The 23,374-nt window shown below is 50.6% G+C and carries 17 protein-coding genes; 12 read left to right on the top strand and 5 right to left on the bottom strand.

What is annotated here, in order from left to right; translation table 11 throughout:
• Positions 1-160: 160 nt before the first annotated feature.
• Positions 161-1,309: an MFS transporter gene (locus OGY17_RS16060; RefSeq protein ID WP_060682475.1), complete on the top strand. Its 1,149-nt coding sequence runs from the start codon at positions 161-163 to the stop codon at positions 1,307-1,309.
• Between the two features lie 213 nt (positions 1,310-1,522).
• The gene (locus OGY17_RS16055; protein WP_003035749.1) at positions 1,523-2,944 is read left to right on the top strand and encodes an amino acid permease; all 1,422 of its coding nucleotides are present in this window, start codon (positions 1,523-1,525) and stop codon (positions 2,942-2,944) included.
• 54 nt (positions 2,945-2,998) lie between these two features.
• Here the strand turns inward: OGY17_RS16055 and OGY17_RS16050 are convergent, their stop codons facing one another.
• The 5 genes from OGY17_RS16050 to ycaO form a co-directional block, all read right to left on the bottom strand.
• Positions 2,999-3,793 carry a PA3715 family protein gene (locus tag OGY17_RS16050; protein ID WP_249418829.1) on the bottom strand — a complete coding sequence of 265 codons (795 nt, stop codon included), beginning with the start codon at positions 3,791-3,793 and terminating at the stop codon, positions 2,999-3,001.
• Between the two features lie 86 nt (positions 3,794-3,879).
• Positions 3,880-4,620, bottom strand: a complete 741-nt coding sequence (pflA, locus tag OGY17_RS16045; protein ID WP_003035751.1) for a pyruvate formate lyase 1-activating protein — start codon at positions 4,618-4,620, stop codon at positions 3,880-3,882.
• 310 nt (positions 4,621-4,930) lie between these two features.
• On the bottom strand, positions 4,931-7,213 hold the full coding sequence (gene pflB / locus OGY17_RS16040; RefSeq protein ID WP_003035753.1) for a formate C-acetyltransferase: 2,283 nt from the start codon (positions 7,211-7,213) through the stop codon (positions 4,931-4,933).
• A 59-nt stretch (positions 7,214-7,272) separates the two neighbouring features.
• Positions 7,273-8,130, bottom strand: a complete 858-nt coding sequence (gene focA, locus OGY17_RS16035; RefSeq protein WP_003831909.1) for a formate transporter FocA — start codon at positions 8,128-8,130, stop codon at positions 7,273-7,275.
• Positions 8,131-8,534: 404 nt separating this feature from the next.
• Positions 8,535-10,295, bottom strand: a complete 1,761-nt coding sequence (gene ycaO / locus OGY17_RS16030; protein ID WP_234102485.1) for a 30S ribosomal protein S12 methylthiotransferase accessory factor YcaO — start codon at positions 10,293-10,295, stop codon at positions 8,535-8,537.
• A gap of 136 nt (positions 10,296-10,431) precedes the next feature.
• Between ycaO and OGY17_RS16025 the strand changes: the two genes are divergently transcribed.
• From OGY17_RS16025 to OGY17_RS15980, 10 genes are all read left to right on the top strand, one after another.
• Complete coding sequence (locus tag OGY17_RS16025; protein WP_100272702.1) at positions 10,432-11,124, top strand: DUF421 domain-containing protein; 693 nt, start codon at positions 10,432-10,434, stop codon at positions 11,122-11,124.
• Positions 11,125-11,336: 212 nt separating this feature from the next.
• Positions 11,337-12,425 carry a 3-phosphoserine/phosphohydroxythreonine transaminase gene (serC, locus tag OGY17_RS16020; RefSeq protein WP_208744486.1) on the top strand — a complete coding sequence of 363 codons (1,089 nt, stop codon included), beginning with the start codon at positions 11,337-11,339 and terminating at the stop codon, positions 12,423-12,425.
• Between the two features lie 69 nt (positions 12,426-12,494).
• Complete coding sequence (aroA, locus tag OGY17_RS16015; RefSeq protein ID WP_286607776.1) at positions 12,495-13,778, top strand: 3-phosphoshikimate 1-carboxyvinyltransferase; 1,284 nt, start codon at positions 12,495-12,497, stop codon at positions 13,776-13,778.
• Between the two features lie 171 nt (positions 13,779-13,949).
• Positions 13,950-14,633, top strand: a complete 684-nt coding sequence (cmk, locus tag OGY17_RS16010) for a (d)CMP kinase (protein WP_003831921.1) — start codon at positions 13,950-13,952, stop codon at positions 14,631-14,633.
• 113 nt (positions 14,634-14,746) lie between these two features.
• Positions 14,747-16,420: a 30S ribosomal protein S1 gene (rpsA, locus tag OGY17_RS16005; RefSeq protein WP_003035776.1), complete on the top strand. Its 1,674-nt coding sequence runs from the start codon at positions 14,747-14,749 to the stop codon at positions 16,418-16,420.
• A 159-nt stretch (positions 16,421-16,579) separates the two neighbouring features.
• Positions 16,580-16,864, top strand: coding sequence for an integration host factor subunit beta (gene ihfB / locus OGY17_RS16000; protein ID WP_003035780.1), 285 nt, complete (start codon positions 16,580-16,582; stop codon positions 16,862-16,864).
• Positions 16,865-17,070: 206 nt separating this feature from the next.
• Positions 17,071-19,335: a ComEC family protein gene (locus OGY17_RS15995; RefSeq protein ID WP_234102468.1), complete on the top strand. Its 2,265-nt coding sequence runs from the start codon at positions 17,071-17,073 to the stop codon at positions 19,333-19,335.
• A gap of 36 nt (positions 19,336-19,371) precedes the next feature.
• Positions 19,372-21,120, top strand: a complete 1,749-nt coding sequence (gene msbA / locus OGY17_RS15990) for a lipid A ABC transporter ATP-binding protein/permease MsbA (protein ID WP_048214571.1) — start codon at positions 19,372-19,374, stop codon at positions 21,118-21,120.
• Complete coding sequence (lpxK, locus tag OGY17_RS15985; RefSeq protein WP_032942888.1) at positions 21,117-22,094, top strand: tetraacyldisaccharide 4'-kinase; 978 nt, start codon at positions 21,117-21,119, stop codon at positions 22,092-22,094. Before msbA ends, lpxK begins: the two co-directional genes overlap by 4 nt.
• Before the next feature lie 41 nt (positions 22,095-22,135).
• Positions 22,136-23,368 (top strand): winged helix-turn-helix domain-containing protein, encoded by a 1,233-nt coding sequence (locus tag OGY17_RS15980; RefSeq protein ID WP_191226213.1) that lies wholly within the window; start codon positions 22,136-22,138, stop codon positions 23,366-23,368.
• Positions 23,369-23,374 lie beyond the last annotated feature (6 nt).

Here is a 23,374-nt window from a genome sequence, read left to right as displayed (position 1 = left end):
AGCAGATGTGTTTTTGTGTTTTTTATCTATTCACATTAAGAATCAGTAATGCAAATCGATCGACCAGAAAGCGCCTCAGCCCTCTGATTCCGCCGATTGACAATGTTTTTAGCAGTGGCATGATGCGCATGAAATTTGAACTTCCTCACGGTTTTTATTCATGTCCACCTATACCCGTCCCGTCATGCTATTGTTGTGCGGGCTACTTCTGTTGACCCTGGCGATCGCCGTGTTAAACACGCTCGTCCCGCTTTGGCTCGCCCATGAAAATCTGCCCACCTGGCAGGTAGGCGTGGTGAGCTCGTCTTACTTTACCGGTAATCTGGTAGGGACGTTGCTGACAGGGTATTTAATAAAACACCTTGGTTTTAACCGCAGCTATTACATCGCCTCGCTTATTTTTGCCGCGGGCTGTGTCGGGCTGGGGATTATGGTGGGATTCTGGAGCTGGATGACATGGCGTTTTATCGCCGGTGTTGGCTGCGCCATGATCTGGGTGGTCGTGGAAAGCGCGCTGATGTGCAGCGGGACGTCACGTAATCGCGGACGGTTACTTGCCGCCTATATGATGATCTATTATGTGGGAACGTTTTTAGGCCAACTGCTGGTTAGTAAAGTATCAACAGAATTGATGAACGTCCTGCCGTGGGTGACGGGTACTATCCTGGCGGGTGTTTTGCCACTGCTCTTTACGCGCATTGCTAATCAGCAGGGCGATGAACTGCAGTCTACGCCTATTGTCTCCATGCTGAGGTTGCGTCAGGCGCGCCTGGGCGTTAATGGCTGCATTATTTCCGGGATCGTGCTGGGGTCTTTGTATGGCCTGATGCCGCTGTATCTCAACCATCAGGGGGTGAGCAACGCCAGCATTGGTTTCTGGATGGCGGTTCTGGTAAGTGCCGGTATTCTGGGGCAATGGCCGATTGGCCGTCTGGCGGATAAGCTGGGACGTCTGCTGGTTTTACGCGTCCAGGTCTTCGTGGTGATCGTCGGGAGTATCGCCATGCTGAATCAGGCGGCGATGGCGCCCGCGTTGTTTATGTTGGGTGCGGCAGGCTTTACCCTCTATCCGGTCGCGATGGCCTGGGCCTGTGAAAAGGTGGAACATCATCAGCTGGTCGCCATGAATCAGGCATTGTTATTGAGCTATACCGTGGGCAGCCTGCTGGGACCTTCATTTACTGCGATGCTGATGCAGAATTATTCAGATAGCTTGCTGTTTATCATGATCGCCAGCGTATCGTTTATTTATTTACTAATGCTGCTGCGTAAGACGGGCCATACGCCCAATTCTATTGCGCACATTTGACCTGATTTAACAGAATATGAACAGGTTCCCATACATACTGTTTATGTATGCTTTATGGGAACCTGCATTATTTAATCGCACACGTCTGCCCTGAAAATAAAGTGTGCAGAAGGTTATAGTTTTACATCCTGCCGTTTCCGCTCGCTCATTTTACCGCGCATAATCCCACGCCTCATATATTGATAATCAAAAAGCTTCCACAAAGGATTGCGTATGGCTGGTGTGCAGGAAAAACAATTGCGATGGTACAACATTGCATTAATGTCATTTATTACCGTCTGGGGTTTTGGTAACGTCGTCAACAACTATGCTAATCAGGGATTGGTTGTTGTCTCCTCCTGGATATTTATTTTCGCGCTCTATTTTATTCCTTATGCGTTGATCGTCGGGCAGCTTGGTTCAACCTTTAAAGAGGGTAAAGGCGGCGTCAGTACCTGGATTAAACATACCATGGGGCCAGGGTTGGCCTATCTTGCTGCCTGGACCTATTGGGTTGTTCATATACCTTATCTGGCGCAAAAACCGCAGGCTATTCTGATTGCGCTGGGATGGGCGCTGAAGGGCGATGGTTCGTTGATTAAAGAGTACACCGTCGTGGCGTTACAGGGGCTGACGCTGGCGCTGTTTGTCTTTTTCATGTGGGTTGCGTCCCGTGGCATGAAGTCGCTGAAAATTGTTGGGTCAGTTGCTGGCATCGCGATGTTTGTGATGTCCATTTTGTATGTCGTGATGGCGGTAACCGCGCCTGCAATTACGGATGTGCAAATAGCGACAACCAATATCACCTGGGAATCGTTTATCCCGCACATCGATTTTACCTACATTACTACGATCTCCATGCTGGTCTTTGCCGTGGGCGGTGCGGAGAAAATTTCGCCATACGTTAATCAGACACGTAATCCGGGCAAAGAATTTCCAAAAGGGATGCTCGTTCTGGCTGTTATGGTGGCGGTATGCGCGATTCTCGGTTCGCTGGCTATGGGAATGATGTTTGACTCCCGGCATATTCCAGATGACCTGATGACGAATGGTCAATATTACGCCTTCCAGAAATTGGGTGAGTATTATGGTATGGGTAATTCGCTGATGGTTATTTACGCGATTGCCAATACGCTGGGACAGATTGCGGCATTGGTATTTTCTATTGATGCACCGCTTAAAGTTCTGCTGGGTGATGCTGATCGTAAATATATTCCCGAGAGCCTGTGTAAAACCAACGCTTCCGGTACGCCGGTAAATGGTTATATTCTGACGCTGGTGCTGGTGGCGATTTTGATTATGTTGCCAACACTGGGAATTGGCGATATGAACAACCTGTATAAATGGCTATTGAATCTTAACTCTGTCGTGATGCCATTGCGTTATTTATGGGTGTTTGTGGCGTTCATTGCCGTTATTCGCCTGGCGCAAAAATATAAATCGGAATATGTCTTTATTCGCAACCGCTCGCTTGCGATGACCGTGGGGATCTGGTGCTTTGCCTTTACCGCATTTGCCTGTCTGACCGGGATTTTCCCGAAAATGGAAGCCTTTACCCCTGAGTGGACATTCCAGCTCACGCTGAATATCGTGACGCCATTTGTGCTGGTTGGGCTGGGATTGATTTTCCCGCTACTGGCGAGAAGAGGACGCTAAAGACAAGTGTGGCAGAAGAGCAGGAGATAGTGATGCTATCTCCTGCTTTGCCTCTCAAAACAACGGGGACAGTTCTTTTGGGATGGCATACTGTTTGCCATCATAACGCAGTACCCAACTGGCTTTCCCCGGTTTATCCTTTGATGCGCACTGCTCGTTGGCATCTGTATAGGCCGTTGATTCCACGTTTTTCTCGTTTACCCGAATATCGATGTACCCATTATGTGAATCAGGCGCAAGGGCAAGGATGCGTTTAATATCGTGGAATGTTCCCACACAGTTCCCGTCCCATTCACCGGTGCTATTCTCAAGTACGATTCCGTTTAATACCGCCCGTAGTTGATTATTTTCAATAACAAACAGCGATAGCGCATCTTCGCTAAAAGGATTTACACGGGAACTGCCGGTGCGGGCGACTCGTAACCCAAATGCGGTCTGATCTGGGGTAACTTTCCAGCGCGCAGTATCCAGCGCCAGAGCGGTAATTTGAATGGCATCGTCATTCATACGTTCGGGGAGGCGTAGCCGCTGTTTTACGTCGAGGCTTGTGGAATCCAGTACCAGAAGCTCCAGATCGCCAATGCGATCGTAATCGCTATATTGTTGTGCCATCAGCGGAATCGCCGCTAAGGTCAGTTCCGGGTGGGCTGGCCAGACACGGCAAATTGCGCTTTGCGGTGAGTTACCTGTGATATCGATAACCTGATTATGCTGTGTGAGTAGCTTGCCTTCCGCTGTCGGTTTTGCATCCGGCCACGCATGTTGCACAATGGCGTTGATATCACAGTTGCTGGCGGCATTTACGTATTGGGCAGATAACAGCAACATGCCAGAAATGAATAACCGCATGGCGTCCTTTCCTTTAATTCGAGTGGTTGTCGCTTAGATAGCAAAACGGCTGCCGTTCAGGGCAGCCGTTTCGTGGTGGCTAAAACTCAATACATCACTTTATGTCCATATTGCTCGAGAATGCCCTTCACGCGCTCCATGGTCTCTTTCTTCGGTGGTTTGACGCCATCCAGTTTGTACTCTTCGCCCATTGCTACCCATTTGTGTTTGCCCAGCTCGTGGTAAGGCAGCAGCTCGATTTTTTCAACGTTACCCATATCGCGGGTAAATTCGCCGAGGCGGTGTGCGGAGTCATCGTCATCAGACCAGCCAGGTACGACAACATAGCGGATCCACACTTTGATGTCTTTGTTTGACAGGTAACGCGCGAACTCCAGCGTACGATGGTTAGATACGCCGACCAGATTCTGATGGATTTCATCGTTCATCTGTTTGAGGTCGAGCATGACCAGGTCGGTGACTTCCAGTAGCTCATCGATCACCGGATCGTAGCGGCGAACAAAACCGTTGGTATCCAGACAGGTATGAATACCTTCTTTTTTACAGGCGCGGAACCAGTCACGTACGAATTCAGCTTGCAGGATAGCTTCGCCGCCAGACGCCGTCACGCCGCCGCCGGATGCGTTCATAAAGTGGCGATAGGTCACCACCTCTTTCATTAATTCGTCGACGGTGACTTCTTTACCGCCGTGTGTATCCCACGTGTCGCGGTTATGGCAATACAGGCAGCGCATCAGGCAGCCCTGAAAGAAGGTAATAAAGCGGATGCCCGGGCCATCAACAGTGCCACAGGATTCAAAGGAGTGAATGCGACCAATAACTGACATTGCGGTGTTTCTCCAGGTGTGGCCCATCCGGGGCCAGTGTTAGTGCACAGTTATTAACTGTGTCGAGTCTGTTTTGGCTGCTATCCATACTTTTCGTCTTTCAAGCTGCATCTTTGTTAGCTTCCTTCGCTCACCCCAGTCACGTACTTCTGTACGCTCCAGGGGATTCACTCCGTTGCCGCCTCAATGCAACTCGAAATCCATCGAGTATATAAGTATAGATAGCTGACAAAGCAGGCTATTAAAAAGGCCCCACTTACGTGGAGCCTTTATTGTACGCTTTTTAAAGTACGATTTCAGTCAAAACCAATTACATGGTCTGAGTGAAGGTACGAGTAATAACGTCCTGCTGCTGTTCTTTAGTCAGGGAGTTAAAACGTACTGCGTAGCCAGAAACGCGGATGGTCAGCTGCGGATATTTTTCCGGATGTTCCATCGCATCCAGCAGCATTTCGCGGTTCATGACGTTCACGTTCAGGTGCTGACCACCTTCGATGGACGCTTCGTGGTGGAAGTAACCATCCATCAGACCAGCCAGGTTGGTCTTACGAACTTCGTCGTCTTTACCCAGTGCGTTCGGAACGATAGAGAAGGTGTAAGAAATACCATCTTTAGCGTAAGCAAACGGCAGTTTAGCAACGGAGGTCAGAGAGGCAACAGCACCTTTCTGGTCACGACCGTGCATTGGGTTAGCACCCGGTCCGAACGGCGCGCCAGCACGACGACCATCTGGGGTGTTACCAGTTTTCTTACCATAAACCACGTTAGAGGTGATGGTCAGAACAGACTGAGTCGGGATAGCGTTACGATAAGTAGTCAGTTTCTGAATTTTCTTCATGAAACGTTCTACCAGGTCAACCGCCATGTCATCAACGCGAGAGTCGTTGTTACCAAACTGCGGGTATTCGCCTTCGATTTCGAAGTCGATAGCCAGACCGTCTTCGTCACGAATCGGTTTAACTTTCGCATATTTGATTGCAGACAGGGAGTCAGCAGCAACGGACAGACCAGCGATACCACACGCCATGGTGCGGATAACGTCACGGTCGTGCAGCGCCATCAGAGAGGCTTCGTAGCTGTACTTGTCGTGCATGTAGTGGATAACGTTCAGCGCGGTGACGTACTGTTTAGCCAGCCAATCCATGAAGTGATCCATGCGGTCCATAACTTCGTCGAAGTTCAGAACGTCGCCTTTGATCGGTTCAGATTTAGGACCAACCTGCATTTTCAGTTTTTCATCAACGCCACCGTTGATTGCGTACAGCATGGTTTTCGCCAGGTTTGCACGCGCACCGAAGAACTGCATTTGTTTACCAACAACCATCGGGCTTACGCAGCAAGCGATAGCGTAGTCGTCGTTGTTGAAGTCCGGACGCATCAGGTCATCGTTCTCGTACTGCAGAGAAGAGGTGTCGATGGACACTTTAGCGGCGAATTTCTTGAAGTTCAGAGGCAGTTTTTCAGACCACAGAACAGTGATGTTCGGCTCCGGAGAAGGACCCATGGTGTACAGGGTGTTCAGGAAGCGGAAGCTGTTTTTGGTAACCAGAGTACGGCCATCAACGCCCATACCACCGATTGATTCAGTTGCCCAAATCGGGTCACCGGAGAACAGTTCATCATATTCAGGAGTACGCAGGAAACGAACCATACGCAGTTTCATGACCAGGTGGTCGATCATTTCCTGTGCGTCTTGCTCGGTGATTTTGCCTGCTTTCAGGTCACGTTCGATGTAAGCATCCAGGAAGGTGGATACGCGACCGAAGGACATTGCTGCACCGTTCTGAGATTTAACTGCGGCCAGGTAGCCGAAGTAAGTCCACTGGATAGCTTCCTGAGCGTTGGTAGCCGGACCAGAGATATCGCAGCCATATTTAGCAGCCATTTCTTTGATCTGACCCAGAGCGCGGTGCTGTTCAGCGATTTCTTCACGCAGACGGATAGTTGCTTCCAGGTTTACGCCGTTTTCCAGATCGGACTGCAGAGAGACGAACTGAGCGTATTTGTCTTTCATCAGGTAGTCGATACCGTACAGCGCAACGCGACGGTAGTCACCGATGATACGGCCACGGCCATACGCATCTGGCAGACCAGTCAGAACACCGGATTTACGGCAGTTCAGAATGTCTTTGGTGTAAACATCGAACACGCCCTGGTTGTGGGTTTTGCGGTATTCGGTGAAGATTTTTTTCAGCATCGGGTCCAGTTCGCGATTGTACGCTTTGCAGGAACCTTCAACCATTTTGATGCCGCCAAACGGAATGATCGCACGTTTCAGCGGAGCTTCAGTCTGCAGACCAACAATCTTCTCGAGCGCTTTGTTGATGTAGCCAGCGTCGTGAGAAGTGATGGTAGAAGCAACGGAGGTGTCAAAGTCAACAGGCGCGTGAGTGCGGTTTTCCTGTTTAACGCCTTCCATCACGCTGTCCCACAGTGCAGTGGTCGCATCAGTTGCGCCAGCCAGGAAGGACTCGTCACCCTCATACGGAGTGTAGTTTTTCTGAATGAAGTCACGTACGTTTACTTCATTCTGCCAATCACCTTTGGTAAAACCTTCCCAGGCTGTGGCTAACTTTTCATTAAGCTCGGACATGTAACACCTACCTTCTTAAGTGGATTTTTTATTTACTGCGTGTAATGGGCATCAACAGATTAATGATGATCGTTACCACGCAGATAAATGACCCAGTATGTCAACCCGACCAACAAACCGCCGCCGATAATGTTACCGATCGTAACCGGAATCAGGTTATCGGTGATGAAATTCATCACGGTCAGGTGAGAAAAATTCTCCGGAGAAGACCCAACTGCGGTCCAGAATTCCGGGGTGGCGAAATCGCGTATTACAATACCCATAGGGATCATAAACATGTTTGCGATACTGTGCTCAAAACCGCTGGCAACAAACATTGCGACCGGTAATACCATGATAAACGCTTTGTCCATCAGGCTGCGGCCCGAGTAGCTCATCCATACGGCCAGACACACCATCAGGTTAGCCAGGATACCAAGGCTCACTGCCTCAACAAAAGTATGGTGCACTTTGTGGTCGGCTGTTTGCAGAACGTTGAGCCCCCATGCGCCGTTGGCGGTCATATACTCGCCAGAAAGCCACATGAGTAACACAAAGATCAGGGCGCCAATCAGGTTGCCGACATAAACGTTAAGCCAGTTTTTCGCTAACTGACCCCAGGTAATACGACCACTGGCTTTAGCAACGACGATCAGTACGGTTGAAGTGAAGAGGTCTGCACCGCAGACAACACAAAGGATCAGCCCCAAGGAAAAGCAGATACCACCTACTAATTTCGCCATGCCGAAAGGCATAGTACCAGTGCCGGTTGTGGCGGTGATATAGAAAACAAAGGCAATTGAAATGAATACACCGGCAGTAATTGCCAGATAGAACGTCTTAAGCGGATGTTTCGTTGCTTTATAGACGCCTGCTTCTTCGGCAACTTTGGCCATTGCAGCAGGTAGAATAAGATCAAAAGGGTTGTCAGCTTTCACACTAACTCTCTCTTTATTAAGTCGGCGACGAGATACTAACAAAGCATTATAGATGAGAATTTGATATAGATCATATCTCGCCTGGCTTATAGGCCCGTAAGACGCATGGTTTTTATGCGATTACGGTGTAACATGTTGATTATCCATATAAAAATAAATTTTAAAAATTATAAAGTGAGTTGAATTTTTTCTTTCAGCCTCCTATGGGACGGTTAATTAAAATGGAGTAATTGAGATAAAAAACCACATTAATAAGCTAATTTTTTTAATATCAACTACTAATATTTAACCTTGCCTTTACATTTATTTTTTGGTTTGACCAAAATAAAAAACGGGGCGCTTTAAGCGCCCCGTAATATAGCTCAGACAATACATTTAGCCTACTCGAGGCAAGTTGTTTGTCACTATTTTGACCAGTGTGCCGCTTTCGCGCGTTGCAATTTCTCATAGGCTTTCAGCAGAGACTGATGTGCCGGGAATGCGTGCAGATCGCTGTCTACTGGCTGAAGTCCATAAAACGGCGCTTCACCGCTCAGTGCCGCACTTGCCGCTTCAACCGCCTCAGCGCCGTACATGCGGACGAATGCGTTCAGATACTGCAGCGGCTGACGGTCTTCTTCCTGAGACAGTAGCAACAATGTTTGCAGGCAGCGATAGTAGTTTGCACGTTCCGCGCTAAAGACGGAGGCGTTAAATTCCATCGTCCATTCGGTCCACACCAGGGCCTGCTCCAGATCGCCACCGGCCAGCGCCAGCATCACTTTAAGCTCGCCAATACGCAGGGTGTACCAACCGTTATCCGCACCGGTCGCCAGACCGAGCAGCTCGCGCACGCGGGTGAAGTCGTCAAAACCTTCTTCATCCAACTGTTCAATCAGATTGAGGTAGTCTTCTTTATCCCACTCACTGCCTGGCAGAGAGAGAATGGTGTCACGCAGATGGGTGCCCATAGCGTTGTTGGCTAACCACAGATCTTCTGCCGGATAGATGTCAGACATTCCCGGAACAATAATGCGGCACGCGTAAACGCCCAGGTGCTCATAGTCAGCGATATACACTTCTTTCTCTTCAGCATTGAAGATGGCCATCAGGGTGGCGAACTCTTCTTCCGTGGTGCCGGAGAAATTCCAGTCAACGAACGGATAGTCGGCATCCTGCTTGAACAGATCCCAGGAGATCAGACCGCTGGAATCGATGAAGTGAGTTTCAAGGTTGGTATGTTCTGCCACTTCCTCATCGTCGAAGGTCGGTGGGGTGAAGACATCAAGATCCTTCAGACCACGGCCCTGCAGCAGTTCAGTCACGGTACGCTCCAGCGCAACGCCGAAATCCGGGTGTGCGCCGAAGGAGGCAAAGCAGGTACCGTTGGCTGGGTTGAACAGGACAACGCAAATCACCGGATACTTGCCGCCCAGCGAGCCATCGTAGGCAAAAATTGGGAAACCTTCCGCTTCCAGTGTGGCGATGGACTCCACCACTGCCGGATAGCGCGCCATCACCTCGGCCGGGATTTCCGGCAGGCTGATGCTTTCGGCGATAATACGGTTCTTCACATGGCGCTCAAAGACTTCAGACAGGCCCTGAACGCGAGCTTCGTTAGGTGTGTTACCCGCAGACATGCCGTTAGAAACATACAGGTTGCCGATAATATTCATCGGAATGTAGACGGTCTGGTTATCAGACTGGCGGGTAAACGGCAGGCCACAGACGCCACGCTCTTCATTACCAGACTGTAGATCGATAAGCATGCTGCCGGTCAGTTCGTTATCTGGATCGTAAAATGCACGCAGACGCGCATCCAGTAAACCTTCTGGAACATCGTCTTCTTCAGTCAGCGGGAACCATTTTTCGTTCGGGTAATGTACGAACGGGCCATTGGCGATAGTTTCGCCCAGCCAGAAATCTGCAAAGAAGTAGTTAGTCGACAGACGCTCAAAGTATTCGCCCAGCGCAGAAGCCAGCGCCGCTTTTTTTGTCGCGCCTTTACCGTTGGTGAAGCACAGCGCGCATTCTTTGTCGCGAATATGTACAGACCAGACGTTAGGGACGGGATTCAACCACGAAGCTTCTTCAATTTGAAAACCAAGGTCGAGTAATTTTTGCTGGAAGCGAGCGATGGAGTCTTCCAGAGCGGCATCTTTGCCGGGAATAAATGTTTGCGTCATGAAAATCACTTTTGTCGTACGGAAAGCGCGCAATGATACGGGTTTTCAATGAACGGCGCTATCGCCGCCGGAGCCCATGCGTAAATAAAAGCATTGGCTATGCTTTCTTACAGCCAATCACGTTTAGAGCATATTAATGAAAGCTTTCGATTTACACCGTATGGCGCTTGATAAGGTGCCCATGGATTTTCTGGGGGAAGTTGCGCTACGCAGCCTTTACACCTTTATATTGGTTTTTCTGTTTTTAAAAATCACCGGACGTCGTGGCGTACGCCAGATGTCGCTTTTTGAAGTCCTTATCATCCTTACGCTGGGTTCCGCCGCGGGAGACGTGGCGTTTTATGACGATGTTCCGATGCTGCCGGTGCTGGTGGTCTTTATTACTCTTGCTGTGCTGTATCGGCTGGTAATGTGGCTAATGGCGCATAGTGAAAAAATGGAGGACCTTCTGGAGGGCAAACCCGTCGTGATCATTGAAGACGGCGAGCTGGCATGGTCAAAGCTCAATAGCGCCAATATGACGGAATTTGAATTCTTTATGGAACTGCGTTTGAACGGCGTGGAGCAATTGGGACAAGTGAAACTGGCTATTCTGGAGACGAATGGGCAGATCAGCGTTTACTTCTTTGCCGATGAAGACGTAAAACCGGGTCTTAGCATTCTGCCTAAACATTGTACGCAGCGATTTAAGGTGGTACCTGAAACAGGCGACTATGCATGCGTACGGTGTAGTGAAGTGGTGCAAATGAAGGCCGGAGATCATCAATTATGTCCGCGCTGTGCAAATCCAGAATGGTCGAAGGCCAGCCGGGCAAAACGGGTTACCTGACAGCAAAAATCTCGGTTTTTACCCGTCAATCCGATAGATTCTGTTGTGTGACCGATGACACATTTTTACCCTTGCCAGTTTTACCCATTGCGGCGCGTGTCACTGAATGATAAAACCGATATCCACAGGAATAACTTATACCAATGTCTGTCACCGGATTATCGTCAATGACAGGATGTTGATTGGACAACAACACAACGTGGTGAGGGGAAATGGCTCAGGTCTTCAATTTTAGTTCAGGTCCGGCAATGTTACCGGCAGAAGTACTTAAACTGGCTCAACAGGATCTTTGTGACTGGAACGGTCTTGGCACGTCAGTGATGGAAATTAGCCACCGTGGCAAAGAATTCATCCAGGTCGCAGAGGAAGCGGAGCAGGATTTTCGCGATCTTCTCAGCATCCCCTCCAACTATAAAGTGTTGTTCTGCCATGGCGGTGGTCGCGGGCAGTTCGCGGGTATCCCGTTAAATATTCTGGGCGATAAAACCACCGCGGATTACGTCGATGCCGGTTATTGGGCCGCCAGCGCAATTAAAGAAGCGAAAAAATACTGCACGCCAAACGTTATTGATGCCAAAGTCACCGTGGACGGCCTGCGTGCTGTTAAGCCGATGAGTGAATGGCAACTTTCTGATAACGCGGCATACCTGCACTATTGCCCGAACGAAACCATCGATGGCATTGCGATCGATGAAACGCCGAATTTTGCCAGCAACGTTGTGGTCACGGCGGATCTGTCCTCTACCATTCTTTCCGCACCGCTTGACGTTAACCGTTATGGCGTAATTTATGCCGGGGCACAGAAAAATATCGGCCCGGCCGGTCTGACGATTGTCATCGTCCGTGAAGATTTGCTGGGTAAAGCTCATGTCTCATGCCCGTCAATCCTCGACTATACCGTGCTGAATGACAACGATTCCATGTTCAATACGCCGCCAACCTTTGCCTGGTATCTGTCTGGCCTGGTCTTTAAATGGCTGAAAAAGCAGGGCGGTGTTAATGCGATGGATAAAATTAACCAGCAAAAAGCGGAATTGCTCTACGGCGTAATCGATAACAGCGATTTCTACCGTAACGATGTGGCGAAATCCAACCGTTCACGCATGAACGTACCGTTCCAGTTGGCTGACAGCGCATTGGATAAACTGTTCCTGGAAGAGTCTTTTGCTGCGGGCCTGCACGCGCTGAAAGGGCATCGTGTAGTCGGCGGTATGCGTGCGTCCATCTACAATGCCATGCCGCTTGAAGGTGTTAAAGCACTGACCGATTTCATGGTCGATTTCGAACGCCGCCGCGGCTAATCTGCTGTACTTTTCATCCCCACAGCCCGTCTGTGGGGTTTTTATGTCTGTTTTTGAGAGTCGAGTTTCATGGAATCCCTGACGTTACAACCCATTGCGCGGGTGGATGGCACCATCAATCTGCCTGGATCCAAAAGTGTTTCTAACCGCGCTTTGCTGCTGGCTGCATTAGCCAATGGCACCACTGTCCTGACCAATCTGCTGGACAGCGATGATGTTCGCCATATGCTCAATGCTCTGAATGCGTTAGGGATTAGCTATACCCTTTCTGCCGATCGTACCCGCTGCGAGATAGTTGGCAATGGCGGTGTGTTGCACGCAGAAGGTGCAGTTGAGCTGTTCCTTGGCAACGCCGGAACCGCAATGCGCCCGCTGGCCGCAGCGCTATGTCTGGGCAGCAATGACATCGTGCTGACGGGCGAACCGCGCATGAAAGAGCGCCCGATTGGCCATCTGGTTGATGCGCTGCGCCAGGGCGGAGCCAAAATTGACTATCTGGAGCAGGAAAACTATCCACCTTTACGTCTGCGCGGTGGCTTTACCGGAGGCCAGGTTGAGGTAGACGGTAGCGTTTCCAGCCAGTTCCTCACTGCGTTGCTGATGACTGCGCCGCTGGCGCCGCAGGATACGACGATCGCAATTAAAGGTGACCTGGTATCCAAACCTTACATTGATATCACACTGAACCTGATGAAAACGTTTGGTGTTGAAATTGAAAATCAAAACTACCAGCGCTTTGTCGTGAAGGGGCTGCAGCAGTATCAGTCACCGGGTGCATATCTGGTTGAAGGTGATGCTTCTTCCGCTTCCTATTTCCTCGCGGCAGGTGCTATTAAAGGCGGTACGGTAAAAGTTACCGGGATTGGCCGCAACAGCATGCAGGGTGATATTCGTTTTGCCGATGTACTGGAGAAAATGGGCGCAACCATTACATGGGGCGACGATTTTATTGCCTGTACTCACGGCGAGTTGAACGCAGTGGATATGGATATGAACCATATTCCTGATGCGGCGATGACCATTGCAACGGCGGCGCTGTTCGCTAAAGGCACCACGACATTACGTAATATCTACAACTGGCGCGTCAAAGAGACCGATCGTCTGTTCGCGATGGCGACGGAGTTACGCAAAGTGGGCGCGGAAGTGGAAGAGGGGCATGACTTTATCCGCATCACCCCGCCTGCAACATTGCAATTTGCGGACATCGCGACCTACAACGATCACCGCATGGCGATGTGTTTCTCGCTGGTGGCGCTGTCTGACACGCCGGTGACCATTCTTGACCCAAAATGTACCGCCAAAACCTTCCCGGATTATTTCGAACAGTTGGCTCGTATTAGTACATCTGTCTGATTTTATTGCCGCACTTTCGGGTGCGGCACATTCTGACATCTTCGATTGCCTATTTATTCTACACTCAGCTTCAATGATTCTGCATTTTTCACACAAAGATAACGATCGTTGGCGTTGGCGCGTATAATGCGCGGCGTTCACGTTAATGTACGCCCGTTTAAGGAGAAAAAGATGACGGCAATTGCCCCGGTTATTACCATTGATGGCCCAAGTGGTGCAGGTAAAGGCACCTTGTGCAAGGCAATGGCGGAAGCATTGCAGTGGCATCTGTTAGATTCAGGCGCGATCTACCGCGTACTGGCGCTCGCAGCGTTACATCACCATGTTGATGTCACATCTGAAGATGCTCTGGTACCGCTTGCCTCACACCTTGATGTGCGTTTTATCTCAACAGACGGCAACCTGGAAGTCATTCTTGAAGGTGAAGATGTCAGCGGTGAAATACGTACTCAGGAAGTAGCGAATGCCGCCTCTCAGGTTGCGGCGTTTCCCCGCGTGCGTGAAGCGTTATTACGTCGTCAACGCGCATTTCGCGAATCCCCAGGTCTGATTGCTGATGGACGTGATATGGGCACCGTGGTGTTCCCGGATGCGCCGGTGAAAATTTTTCTGGACGCCTCCTCGCAAGAACGTGCGCATAGACGTATGCTACAGTTGCAGGAGAAGGGCTTTAGTGTTAACTTTGAACGCCTTTTGGCCGAGATCGAAGAACGCGATTATCGCGATCGTAATCGTGCTGTAGCGCCGCTGGTTCCCGCTGCTGATGCTTTAGTTTTGGATTCAACCCGATTAAGCATTGAGCAAGTGATTGAAAAAGCGTTACAATACGCGCGCCAAAAACTGGCTCTCGCTTAAGTGCGACCGAATTTGCAGTACCCCCGTTGCAATGGATTGACAGCGGGTATGTTAAACAACCCCATCCGGCATGGAGCCAGGTGGACGTTAAATATGAAACCTGAAGATTAAACATGACTGAATCTTTTGCTCAACTGTTTGAAGAATCCTTAAAAGAAATCGAAACCCGTCCGGGTTCCATCGTTCGTGGTGTTGTTGTTGCTATCGACAAAGACGTAGTACTGGTTGACGCTGGTCTGAAATCTGAGTCCGCCATTCCGGCAGAGCAGTTCAAAAACGCCCAGGGCGAGCTGGAAATCCAGGTTGGTGACGAAGTTGACGTTGCTCTGGATGCAGTAGAAGACGGCTTCGGTGAAACCCTGCTGTCCCGTGAAAAAGCTAAACGTCACGAAGCTTGGATCACGCTGGAAAAAGCTTACGAAGAAGCTGCAACCGTTACTGGTGTTATCAATGGCAAAGTCAAGGGTGGCTTCACTGTTGAGCTGAATGGTATTCGCGCGTTCCTGCCGGGTTCCCTGGTAGACGTTCGTCCGGTCCGCGACACGCTGCACCTGGAAGGCAAAGAGCTTGAATTCAAAGTAATCAAGCTGGATCAGAAGCGTAACAACGTTGTTGTTTCCCGTCGTGCCGTTATCGAATCCGAAAACAGCGCAGAACGCGATCAGCTGCTGGAAAACCTGCAGGAAGGCATGGAAGTTAAAGGTATCGTTAAGAACCTCACTGACTACGGTGCATTCGTTGATCTGGGTGGCGTTGACGGCCTGCTGCACATCACCGACATGGCATGGAAACGCGTTAAGCATCCGAGCGAAATCGTAAACGTTGGCGACGAAATCACTGTTAAAGTGCTGAAGTTCGACCGCGAGCGTACTCGTGTATCTCTGGGCCTGAAACAGCTGGGCGAAGATCCATGGGTAGCTATCGCTAAGCGTTATCCGGAAGGTACCAAACTGACTGGTCGCGTGACCAACCTGACCGACTACGGCTGCTTCGTTGAAATCGAAGAAGGCGTTGAAGGCCTGGTTCACGTTTCCGAAATGGATTGGACCAACAAAAACATCCACCCGTCCAAAGTTGTTAACGTTGGCGATGTAGTGGAAGTTATGGTTCTGGATATCGACGAAGAACGTCGTCGTATCTCCCTGGGTCTGAAGCAGTGCAAAAACAACCCATGGCAGCAGTTCGCGGAAACCCACAACAAGGGTGACCGTGTTGAAGGTAAAATCAAGTCTATCACTGACTTCGGTATCTTCATCGGCCTGGACGGCGGCATCGACGGCCTGGTTCACCTGTCTGACATCTCCTGGAACGTTGCAGGCGAAGAAGCAGTTCGTGAATACAAAAAAGGCGACGAAATCGCAGCAGTTGTTCTGCAGGTTGACGCAGAGCGTGAGCGTATCTCTCTGGGCGTTAAACAGCTCGCAGAAGATCCGTTCAACAACTGGGTTGCACTGAACAAGAAAGGCGCAATCGTAAACGGTAAAGTCACTGCAGTTGACGCTAAAGGCGCAACCGTAGAACTGGCTGACGGCGTTGAAGGTTACCTGCGCGCTTCTGAAGCTTCACGTGACCGCGTTGAAGATGCAACTCTGGTTCTGAGCGTAGGCGACGACGTTGAAGCTAAATTCACCGGCGTTGATCGTAAGAACCGTGCAATCAGCCTGTCTGTTCGTGCTAAAGACGAAGCTGATGAGAAAGATGCAATCGCAACTGTTAACAAACAGGAAGATGCTAACTTCTCTAACAACGCAATGGCTGAAGCTTTCAAAGCAGCTAAAGGCGAGTAATATCGAGTGCTCTAAATCCTTTGTGCTGTTAACGGCACAAAGGGTGACGAGTAGCTTGACAGATTACAGGATTCGTCCTGTAATCAATGACAAAGGGCGGCTACGGCCGCCCTTAATCAATGCAGCAGCTAATTATGCCTTTAAGGAACCGGAGGAATCATGACCAAGTCAGAATTGATTGAAAGACTTGCAACCCAGCAACCTCATATTCCCGCGAAAGCGGTTGAAGATGCAGTTAAAGAGATGCTGGAACATATGGCCTCGACTCTTGCGCAGGGCGAGCGTATTGAAATCCGCGGTTTCGGCAGCTTCTCTTTGCATTACCGCGCACCACGCACCGGACGTAATCCGAAGACCGGCGATAAAGTGGATCTGGAAGGGAAATACGTTCCGCACTTTAAACCAGGTAAAGAACTGCGCGATCGCGCCAATATTTACGGTTAAGTTTTTAGCGAGACTTAACGCCGAGAAAAGCACCCAAATGGGTGCTTTTTTCATTTCTGTCCACCTATCCTGGAATCCTCATCCCAGTTAATTTGTACGTTACAACCATCACTAAATGTCTGCGGAACTCAGGTCGTATAACGATAAATTGATGCCAGACAACCGTCGAAGAGTACTGCACACTCCCTGTAACAGGGAGGTGATTGATGAAAATAACAACGGTGAGTACCTGCGCATTACTCGGCATTCTCCCACTCATGCTATTACCTATGCTGCCAGGCATGTTGTGTATCGGCATTGTATTTTGTCTGGCATGTCTGCTCTGTTTTCTCCCCTACAAATATATGCGTTCCGCCGGACTAACCCTGCTGTTTTTTCTTTGGGGAATCCTGGCCGCGAAAGAGGCTATGTGGGCCGGTAATACGCTGCCTGCGAAAACCCAGCAAGCCATTGTGCGGATAACCGGAACTGACAATATGACAACGCACTACGGCCAGATCACCCACCTTCAGGGGAAACGAATCTTTCCTGAGCAAGGAATCGTCTTGTACGGGCAGTATTTACCCGGTGATGTTTGTGCGGGTCAGACATGGGCGATGACGTTGAAAGTCCGCGCTGTACACGGTCAATTAAACGAAGGCGGATTTGATAGCCAGCGTTACGCATTGGTACAGCATCAACCGCTGACGGGACGATTCTTGCAGGCTTCGGTAATCACACCACAATGCAGTTTGCGTTCGCGGTATCTCTCCTCGCTGAAAACGGCACTCACCGACTATCCCTGGCAGCAGGTCATACTGGGTCTGGGAATGGGGGAGCGCTTGTCTGTGTCACAAGAGGTGAAAACGATTATGCGTGATACCGGCACGGCTCATTTGATGGCTATCTCCGGGCTGCATATTGCGTTTGCTGCATTACTGACCGCAGGATTGATACGTGCTGGACAATTTTTTATGCCAACAAGGTGGATTTGCTGGCAGATGCCATTAGTGGGTGGAATTGTCTGCGCCACATTTTATGCCTGGCTGACGGGGCTGCAACCCCCGGCATTACGAACGGTTGTTGCGCTGCTAGTCTGGGGGGCGCTGAGACTTAGCGGCAGGCAGTGGAGTGGATGGTCGGTCTGGATTTGCTGTCTGGCAGCCATCGTGGTGGTGGATCCTGTTGGTGTTCTTTCGCAAAGCCTATGGTTGTCTGCATCCGCCGTTGCGGCACTGCTGTTCTGGTACCAATGGGTACCGCTCCCGGACTGGCCGCTGTCGCGTGCTGGACGTCAATTTCTGGCGCTGGCTCATCTGCAATTGGGTATTACGCTTCTGCTTCTTCCCGTGCAAATCGCAATGTTTCACGGTTTTAGTCTGACCTCGTTTCTGGCTAATTTGTTTGCCGTCCCTTTGGTCACGTTTGTTTCCGTACCCTTGATATTAGCAGGCATGATCATGCATTTAGCCGGGACGGTGATGGTTGAATCAAGCCTGTGGTATCTGGCGGATCGTTCTCTGGCGCTGCTATTTTGGGGGCTCAGAAGTCTGCCTGAAGGGTGGATCAATATTGATGCACGCTGGCAATGGCTCGCATTTTTACCCGGAATGATGATTATCGCATGGCGACTAAATATCTTGCGTACGCTACCGGTGGTCTGTTTCTCTGTGCTCCTTTTACTGAGTGGGCCGCTTTGGCGTGCACCGCGTACTGATGTGTGGCAAGTGCATATGCTGGATGTCGGGCAGGGGCTGGCAATGGTGATCGCGCGAAATGGGAAAGCGTTGCTTTACGATACCGGTCTGGCATGGCCTGAAGGCGATAGCGCAGAACATCTGATTATTCCCTGGTTGCGTTGGCATAATCTGGAGCCAGAAGGAATTATTTTAAGCCATGAGCACATGGATCACCGCGGCGGGTTGCACTCCTTACAACAAGCCTGGCCGTCGCTATGGGTAAGAAGTCCGCTGAGCTGGAAAGGTCATCTCCCGTGTTTTCGCGGAGAGCATTGGCAATGGCAAGGGTTAACCTTCAGTGCGCACTGGCCTGTGCGTGGAAATACAGACCAGGGGAATAACCACTCCTGTGTGGTTAAGGTCGATGACGGATATCAGAGTATTCTGCTGACCGGCGATATCGAATCTCCTGCTGAACAAAAAATGCTAAGTCACTATTGGCAGCACCTTCAGTCGACGGTGATGCAGGTTCCACATCATGGCAGCAATACTTCATCATCACTGGCACTCATTCAGCGGGTTGACGGGCAGGTCGCACTCGCCTCTGCATCCCGTTACAACGCCTGGCGTCTGCCGTCCTGGAAAGTGAAGCAACGTTATCGGCAACAAAATTATCAATGGCTGGATACCCCCCATCAGGGACAGATTACGCTGGATTTTTATCAAAAAAACTGGCGCATACGCAGCATGCGGGATCAGATTTTACCTCGTTGGTATCATCAGTGGTTTGGCGTGTCGGAGGATAACGGGTAGAATATGCGGCTATTCTAACAAATGCTGGTTTTTTGAATGCATAACGATAAAGATCTCTCTACGTGGCAGACGTTTCGCCGACTATGGCCAACCATAGCGCCTTTTAAATCGGGTCTGATCGTGGCGGGTATAGCGTTAGTCCTTAACGCGGCCAGCGATACCTTCATGTTATCGCTCCTTAAACCATTACTGGATGATGGTTTTGGTAAAACTGATCGCTCGGTGCTGCTGTGGATGCCGCTGGTGGTCATTGGGCTGATGATAGTTCGTGGCTTAACCAGCTATGTCTCCAGCTACTGTATCTCATGGGTGTCAGGCAAAGTGGTCATGACCATGCGCCGCCGCCTGTTTGGCCATATGATGGGCATGCCCGTCTCCTTTTTTGATAAACAGTCTACAGGGACATTGTTATCGCGTATTACCTATGATTCAGAACAGGTTGCGTCATCGTCTTCCGGTGCGCTGATCACCGTGGTACGTGAAGGGGCCTCAATTATTGGCCTGTTTATCATGATGTTCTATTACAGCTGGCAGCTGTCACTGATCCTGATTGTACTGGCGCCAATTGTGTCAGTGGCAATCCGTGTGGTTTCCAAGCGCTTTCGTAGCATCAGTAAAAACATGCAAAACACCATGGGTCAGGTTACGACCAGTGCGGAGCAGATGCTGAAAGGCCACAAAGAAGTTCTGATTTTTGGTGGTCAGGAAGTCGAAACCAAGCGCTTTGATAAGGTCAGCAACAAGATGCGTTTGCAGGGTATGAAGATGGTTTCCGCTTCTTCTATCTCCGACCCTATCATCCAGCTGATTGCGTCTTTGGCACTGGCCTTCGTGTTATATGCGGCTAGCTTCCCAAGCGTAATGGAAAATCTGACAGCAGGGACAATTACGGTTGTCTTCTCCTCAATGATCGCATTAATGCGTCCGTTGAAATCGCTGACCAACGTCAACGCGCAGTTCCAGCGCGGTATGGCGGCATGCCAGACCTTATTTACGATTCTGGATAGCGAACAGGAGAAAGATGAAGGTAAACGTGTGATCGAGCGTGCTACCGGCGATCTCGAGTTCCGCAACGTGACTTTCACTTATCCGGGACGTGAAGTACCGGCTCTGCGTAACATCAACCTGAATATTCCCGCGGGTAAAACTGTTGCTCTGGTCGGTCGTTCGGGCTCAGGGAAATCCACCATCGCCAGCCTGATTACGCGCTTCTACGATATTGATGAAGGGCAGATTCTGATGGACGGACACGATCTGCGCGAATATACCCTGGCATCACTGCGCGATCAGGTTGCGTTGGTTTCGCAGAATGTGCACTTGTTTAACGATACGGTTGCCAACAACATCGCCTACGCGCGTACCGATATGTACAGCCGTGAGCAGATCGAAAAAGCGGCACAGATGGCCTACGCCATGGATTTCATCAACAAGATGGATAATGGCCTGGATACGGTGATTGGTGAAAACGGCGTCCTGCTTTCCGGCGGACAACGTCAGCGTATCGCTATCGCCCGTGCCTTGTTGCGCGACAGCCCAATTCTGATCCTTGATGAAGCAACATCGGCTCTTGATACTGAATCTGAACGCGCGATTCAGTCTGCGCTGGATGAGCTACAGAAAAACCGTACTTCTCTGGTCATTGCTCACCGTCTTTCAACCATTGAACAAGCCGACGAAATCATCGTGGTGGAGGATGGTCTGATTGTCGAACGCGGAACCCATAGCGAGCTGATTGAGCAGCGCGGGGTGTATGCGCAATTACACAAAATGCAATTTGGTCAATGATCGCACGTATCTGGTCTGGTGAATCGCCGCTGTGGCGATTGTTACTTCCACTCTCCTGGCTGTATGGCCTGGTGAGTGGCGCGATCCGCTTATGCTACAAGTTGGGGCTTAAACGCGCATGGCGCGCGCCAGTCCCGGTAGTGGTGGTCGGAAACCTTACTGCGGGCGGAAACGGTAAAACGCCGGTGGTGATTTGGTTGGTTGAACAACTGCGACAACGCGGGATTCGCGTGGGTGTGGTGTCGCGTGGTTATGGCGGGAAAGCGACTGCTTACCCGCTGTTGCTAACCGCTGATACTACTACCGCAGAAGCGGGCGATGAACCTGTGCTGATCGCCCAACGTACCGGCGTGCCGGTAGCGGTATCCCCGGTAAGATCGGATGCGGTAAAAGCCATTTTGGCCCAACACGACGTGCAGATTATTGTGACGGACGATGGACTACAGCACTATCGTCTGGCGCGAGATGTTGAAATCGTAGTCATTGACGGCGAACGTCGGTTTGGCAACGGCTGGTGGCTTCCCGCTGGTCCAATGCGGGAACGCGCAGGTCGCCTTAAATCGGTGGATGCGACTATTGTTAACGGTGGCGTTGCGCAACCAGGGGAAATCCCTATGCGACTTGAACCGGGGCTGGCCGTTAATTTACGTACAGGTGAACGCCGTGATGTGGCGCAATTGTCCAATATTGTCGCCATGGCGGGCATTGGTCATCCACCGCGTTTTTTTGCCACGCTGAAAGCATGTGGTGCCAGCGTGCAAAAAAGCATTGCGCTGGCAGACCATCAGTCTCTGACCTACAGTGACGTCAGTGCGTTTGTAGACGCCGGGCAAACGCTGGTCATGACGGAAAAAGATGCGGTTAAGTGCCGGGCATTTGCCGATGAAAACTGGTGGTATTTACCTGTTGATGCACATTTGTCAGGCGATCGGCCTGATGTATTGCTGAATAGCTTAATCTCGCTGACTCGCTAACTGATTCACGCTGCGGCAGCGAATCATTTATGAGGCCATAAATGTCGTTGCCGCGCCTTTCTCTGACGGATGCCCGTCATCTTCACCTTGCTGCTCAAGGTCTGCTGAAAAAAACACGCCGCCGGGCAACCCCGGCAGATATTCTCGCGACCATTTTGCGCATGTCGTTACTGCAAATCGACACCATCAATATTGTGGCGCGCAGTCCTTACCTGGTGCTGTTTAGTCGTTTAGGCGATTATTCCCCCCAATGGCTGGACGACTCGTTACAGCAGGGCGAACTGATGGAATACTGGGCGCACGAGGCCTGTTTTTTGCCGCGCAGCGATTTTATGCTGATACGTCACCGCATGTTGGCCCCGGAGAATATGGGCTGGAAATATAAAGCGGCGTGGATGAAAGAACATGCGCATGAGATTGAGCAACTGCTCCAGCACATCCAGCATAACGGGCCGGTACGCTCAGCTGATTTTGAGCATCCACGCAAAGGGACCAGCGGCTGGTGGGAATGGAAACCGCAGAAGCGTCATCTTGAAGGGTTGTTCACCGCCGGGAAAGTGATGGTCGTGGAACGGCGTAATTTCCAGCGAGTGTATGATTTAACCCATCGCGTCATGCCGCACTGGGACGATGAACGCGACCCACTTTCGCAGGAAGATGCGGAAAGTGTCATGCTGGATAACAGTGCCCGCAGTCTGGGGATTTTCCGCGAACAATGGCTGGCAGACTACTACCGCCTGAAGCGCCCGGCGCTAAAAAACTGGTGCAACGAACGGGCGGAACAGCGGCAGATTATTCCTGTCGACGTTGAGGGGCTAGGAGCCTTGTGGCTGCATAGCCACCTTCAGCCGCTGCTTGAACAGGCGCTGGCGGGCAAATTAACGGCGACTCACAGTGCAGTATTATCACCTTTTGATCCGGTGGTCTGGGATCGTAAACGGGCAGAGCAGCTATTCGATTTTAGCTATCGGCTGGAGTGTTACACGCCAGCACCGAAACGTCAGTATGGTTATTTTGTCTTGCCGTTGCTGCATCGTGGACAGTTGGTTGGGCGGATGGATGCCAAAATGCACCGCAAAACAGGTGTGCTGGACGTTATTTCGCTGTGGTTACAGGATGGGGTTAAGCCTGGAGTGACGTTGCAAAAAGGATTGTTTCAGGCGATTGACGATTTTGCCCGCTGGCAACAGGCAACACGCGTGACGCTGGGACGTTATCCTGAAGGTTTATTTGCTGATGCACGCCATGGTTGGGAAATAGACCCAGCCCTTTAAGCGATT

This window comes from Citrobacter sp. Cpo126, from assembly GCF_030332445.1.
Taxonomy (GTDB): Bacteria; Pseudomonadota; Gammaproteobacteria; order Enterobacterales; family Enterobacteriaceae; genus Citrobacter; species Citrobacter portucalensis.
This window is presented reverse-complemented; position numbering and strand designations above follow the sequence as displayed.

What these genes read in the sequence shown, in the direction of transcription:
- lpxK (WP_032942888.1), top strand. Translation starts at nt 21,117, where the DNA reads ATGATCGCACGTATCTGGTCTGGTGAATCGCCGCTGTGGCGATTGTTA.
- OGY17_RS16055 (WP_003035749.1), top strand. Translation starts at nt 1,523, where the DNA reads ATGGCTGGTGTGCAGGAAAAACAATTGCGATGGTACAACATTGCATTA.
- pflB (WP_003035753.1), bottom strand. Translation starts at nt 7,213, where the DNA reads ATGTCCGAGCTTAATGAAAAGTTAGCCACAGCCTGGGAAGGTTTTACC.
- OGY17_RS16050 (WP_249418829.1), bottom strand. Translation starts at nt 3,793, where the DNA reads ATGCGGTTATTCATTTCTGGCATGTTGCTGTTATCTGCCCAATACGTA.
- ycaO (WP_234102485.1), bottom strand. Translation starts at nt 10,295, where the DNA reads ATGACGCAAACATTTATTCCCGGCAAAGATGCCGCTCTGGAAGACTCC.
- aroA (WP_286607776.1), top strand. Translation starts at nt 12,495, where the DNA reads ATGGAATCCCTGACGTTACAACCCATTGCGCGGGTGGATGGCACCATC.
- pflA (WP_003035751.1), bottom strand. Translation starts at nt 4,620, where the DNA reads ATGTCAGTTATTGGTCGCATTCACTCCTTTGAATCCTGTGGCACTGTT.
- OGY17_RS15980 (WP_191226213.1), top strand. Translation starts at nt 22,136, where the DNA reads ATGTCGTTGCCGCGCCTTTCTCTGACGGATGCCCGTCATCTTCACCTT.
- OGY17_RS16025 (WP_100272702.1), top strand. Translation starts at nt 10,432, where the DNA reads ATGAAAGCTTTCGATTTACACCGTATGGCGCTTGATAAGGTGCCCATG.
- rpsA (WP_003035776.1), top strand. Translation starts at nt 14,747, where the DNA reads ATGACTGAATCTTTTGCTCAACTGTTTGAAGAATCCTTAAAAGAAATC.
- ihfB (WP_003035780.1), top strand. Translation starts at nt 16,580, where the DNA reads ATGACCAAGTCAGAATTGATTGAAAGACTTGCAACCCAGCAACCTCAT.
- cmk (WP_003831921.1), top strand. Translation starts at nt 13,950, where the DNA reads ATGACGGCAATTGCCCCGGTTATTACCATTGATGGCCCAAGTGGTGCA.
- msbA (WP_048214571.1), top strand. Translation starts at nt 19,372, where the DNA reads ATGCATAACGATAAAGATCTCTCTACGTGGCAGACGTTTCGCCGACTA.
- OGY17_RS16060 (WP_060682475.1), top strand. Translation starts at nt 161, where the DNA reads ATGTCCACCTATACCCGTCCCGTCATGCTATTGTTGTGCGGGCTACTT.
- OGY17_RS15995 (WP_234102468.1), top strand. Translation starts at nt 17,071, where the DNA reads ATGAAAATAACAACGGTGAGTACCTGCGCATTACTCGGCATTCTCCCA.
- serC (WP_208744486.1), top strand. Translation starts at nt 11,337, where the DNA reads ATGGCTCAGGTCTTCAATTTTAGTTCAGGTCCGGCAATGTTACCGGCA.